The sequence below is a fragment of the Paenibacillus sp. GQ49 genome, assembly GCF_059759055.1.
Genome location: NZ_JCAXEL010000041.1, coordinates 1 through 3833, shown reverse-complemented (window position 1 = coordinate 3833; position 3833 = coordinate 1). Strand labels below are relative to the sequence as shown.

Below are 3833 nucleotides of genomic sequence, written 5' to 3'. Positions count from 1 at the left end.
GTTATGTCTGGAAGCAGTTTCTGGAATTTAGATTCTTGGGAGAAAATTGTCACTATTCTTGGTACTTCAATTTCAATCTTAGCAGCAATAACTGAATATATAAGGAGGAAAAAAAAGAAAAAAAGTCTCATTTCTAATGTAAAACCCAATATTGCATACTTTACGGACAGGATCGCAATATCAGAAGAGATTTTTGAAGCATTACAACATTCTTATGAAGGGCGAATGTTTCAAATATTTGGCTCACCAGGAGTGGGGAAAACCGAGTTTGCTAAATTAATTAATATGGCCGTTAATTATAATTGCCAAACTAAAGATGAGGAGAATTTTATTAGTTCAGTTGGATATAAAAAAGAAAAAAATGTACAAGCTTTTTTCATAAAATGTGAAAATGAAAACACTTATCAGACGGCAGTTAAAAATATCTTTGAAATGCTATCAATTAATGAAAATTCAGACATTAATGTTACTAGCGCAGCACATTTTATCATTGAAAAAATTCGAAAGAAGAAGAAAACTCTTTTTATTTTTGATGATATAAAGAATTATAATGAACAAAATAAATTTTGCGATCTGTGGCACGAAATTACCAATGGACTGAAAAAACTAAATACAAACAGTGAATGTACTTTTATGCTATTTTATTCTGGTTTATTGGAAAAAAAACAGTCTAACAACAATGTGTTTAAAATTTCCAGTATACACAACTTCGAAAAAGGATACATGGTTGAATATTTAAATAAGAGAAACATTTCACTAGATGAAAACGAATATGATAAATTGTTTGCTTTAACGGCGGGAAATATTCAAATGCTTAGTTTGATTGCAGATAAGTATAACAAAGAAGAATGTTTCGAGATCAATTATAAAAATTTGAATGATATCACTGAGTTATTTTACAATTACATAACTGAAGATGAGAAAACAACGTTTAAACAAATATTATCTTTATGCGTATCAAAAAATGAGGTTTTCATTAGTATGTTGGGATTACTTAATGGTCCCCATAAACCTGTGATAACAGATCAATTTGATAAATTAGAATCAGTAGGATTAATTAGAAAAAATAGAAACTCGTCATACTCTGTTACTGAATCTTTGCTACTACCAGCGATTAATAAGGAGTTTCAGTCTGTTCAATTAAATCAAACCAGAGTACTGAATTTAGTACAACAGATGCAACTTATGGTTGAAAATGAAATTGTCCATGAATTCATTCAACCTATGAAAACAGATGCAAAACTGATTCAAATATTAGATACTCTAAAAAAGAATAGTGATTCTAAAAATTATACAGCTACACTAAGAATCAGTTACCTTTTAAGGAATGTACCTCAGCTGAAAGAACAGATTGAAGAAATTGATGGAGGTTCATTTTATGAAAAACTCATTTACTTTGTTGCAGATGCATTAATTGGTTATGGCGCATATAAGGAAGCTACAGAAGAAATTAAAACTAATACAAACTATTATGTATTGAGGCCTGAAACCGTAACATCAGAAAACTTCGATGTAATTTTTTTGTTGGGTAATTTATTTCATTTACAAAATCAATACACAAAGGCTATAGAACATTTTAAAATCATGAGTGAATCAAAAAATGTAAAAGAATCATTGTATTACAAATCAAAATGTTATTGGGGTATAGCACATTGTTATCGTCATATCGGTAATTTAGATCAAGCAATAGATTACTATGAGAATTCTATAACCATTTGTGAATTCGACACTGTACAAACAAAAGCAATATATATTAAATGTATGAACGAACTCAATAACATTTTCTTTTATAGAAACGAAAAACATCCATTTAGTTTCGATCATATTGATGCCTTAATTGAGGAGGAAAACTCTGTAGCTGATTTATCAACCAATAAATACAAAGCTATAGAACAGGGAATGAAAGGAAACTTTGATAATGCTATAAAGTTAATAGATGAAACGATAAAAATATATGAAAAGAAAAGTGAACGTCTACAATTTAATTTATTATTTGAAAAAGGAGAATTGCTAAGACGTAAGAAAGATTTCAAACAATCAATTGAATACTTCAAAAAGAGCCTAGATGCCTCCCTTATAAATGGAGATAAAAACATTGAGCTTTATAGCAATTTAGGTATACTCTCGGTTGAATTTGAATCTAACACACATTATTTTACAAAGTCCAAAGAGGAACAATTTAAATTACTGGAACACTGCTTTGAACTTTGTCGAAATGAGGATGAAGATGTTTGTTTTGAACTTGGAAAACAACATGTAGTAGAGATGCTCGATATTTTAAATGCAAACGGACCTAGCTTTTACAGCAGAATTCTCCCATTATTTTAATAACTAAGTTCCTGTTCCAATTATAATATTCTTGGAGGCAGGCACGGGTTAAGGACGCGTTAGCTATACTATTGTTTCGTAATCTCGCCAAACTAGAGGAGTCGTATTCGGGACGATGGTATTTGTCTACATCCAAGTCACTTTGTAACACCTGCATATAAACGAGTTTCATAGTGGCCCCCATACCACGTTATATTTATAAAGTGATATGGGGAACATTGGGAAAGGGAAGTCCTTCTTTATAGGGGTTTCAGTTAAAATTTTTTATAAGTTCGTGGAAGGGGTACTAAAAGTATAATTTAAGGAATCTGGTATTCTCAAATCTGCAATTAATTTTTGAGTATTTAGATTGGTAAATTGTAAACTATGTACTATTTTTGCTATCTGATCTATAGGATCTTCTTGCCATGCAAGTCTTGCTATTTCTTGAGTACCTAGCCTTATACCGTACTCATTAAATAGCTTTTTATTTTTCTTATTAAGAGTAACATTATTTTTAAAAGCATTACTGAAAAAAGTATTCATAGCATCTTTACTTGTTCTTAAAAATACTTGATGAGTATTAGTTGGAATTTTGTTGAGAAGAGGAATATCAAGACCGTACTCTGCAAGTGCTATACCTAATCCTTTTGAATATTCTATAGTTTTTTTAGCATATTCCTCTCCGAATATTTCCATCTCAAATAAAGTATAAAGTAAACTTACTACTTGGTGCATTTGAGTATTCCTAAGATATTTAGGACTTATATTTTCGTCAAGTTCTTTTGCTATTTCTTCATTATTAGTCATTATCAAACCATTGGCCGGACCTGGAAGTGTTTTGTGTGTTCCACCAAATAGCACACAATTTATTGGATTTTCAAGTGGATTGGCTAATTGTTTCCCCGCGATTAACCCAAGGGTTTGGCTAGCATCATATAAAAATAAAGTATGAGAAGGAAGTTTTAATTTATTGTAATCTGGAACCTTTATAATATCCGATGGCGCATATAACAAATATTTTATGTCTTCCTCAATTAAAGTTTTGTAGATTTTTTCATAATCTAAATCAAATTCTTCATAGTTATATGGCATATCAATGATTTCTAAACCTAATCTTTTACATACATGTTCCATTGAAGGATGCCCACCTGACGAACTAGTGGAAAGCATGATTTTATCTCCTATATTAGTAAGGGACATCAAAATTGAGGTAACACAATTCATACCTGATAAGGTTCTAGCATCAGCATATTTAGATGCAAATAATTTAGAACATTGTGTATTTATTAGCTGATAAATTTCATATAAATGTTCACTTCCAATAAAATTATCCTCAGAGCGAAATGAATTAACCCCGTTCATAATGTATCTTTCTTGATAATCTTGTTGTAAAGGTATTTTAGCAAAAGGTGACATCCTATTTTCTGCGGCACACAAGGGCAATGTGAGCCTTTTTTTTGCTAAATAATCATCTTCATTTTTTTTGAATTTCACATAATTTAAAACTGTATTTAACACAATAA

Annotated in this window: 2 protein-coding genes; one reads left to right on the top strand and one right to left on the bottom strand. The window is 30.3% G+C overall.

The annotated features are described in order from the left end of the window. The coding region (locus tag AC6CIF_RS31790; RefSeq protein ID WP_498202750.1) for a tetratricopeptide repeat protein at positions 1-2328 on the top strand (2328 nt) is incomplete at its 5' end. Positions 2329-2592: 264 nt separating this feature from the next. On the opposite strand, the gene AC6CIF_RS31785 is transcribed toward AC6CIF_RS31790, so the two are convergent. Next, on the bottom strand, positions 2593-3833 hold a 1241-nt coding region (locus AC6CIF_RS31785; protein ID WP_498202749.1), incomplete at its 5' end, for a PLP-dependent aminotransferase family protein.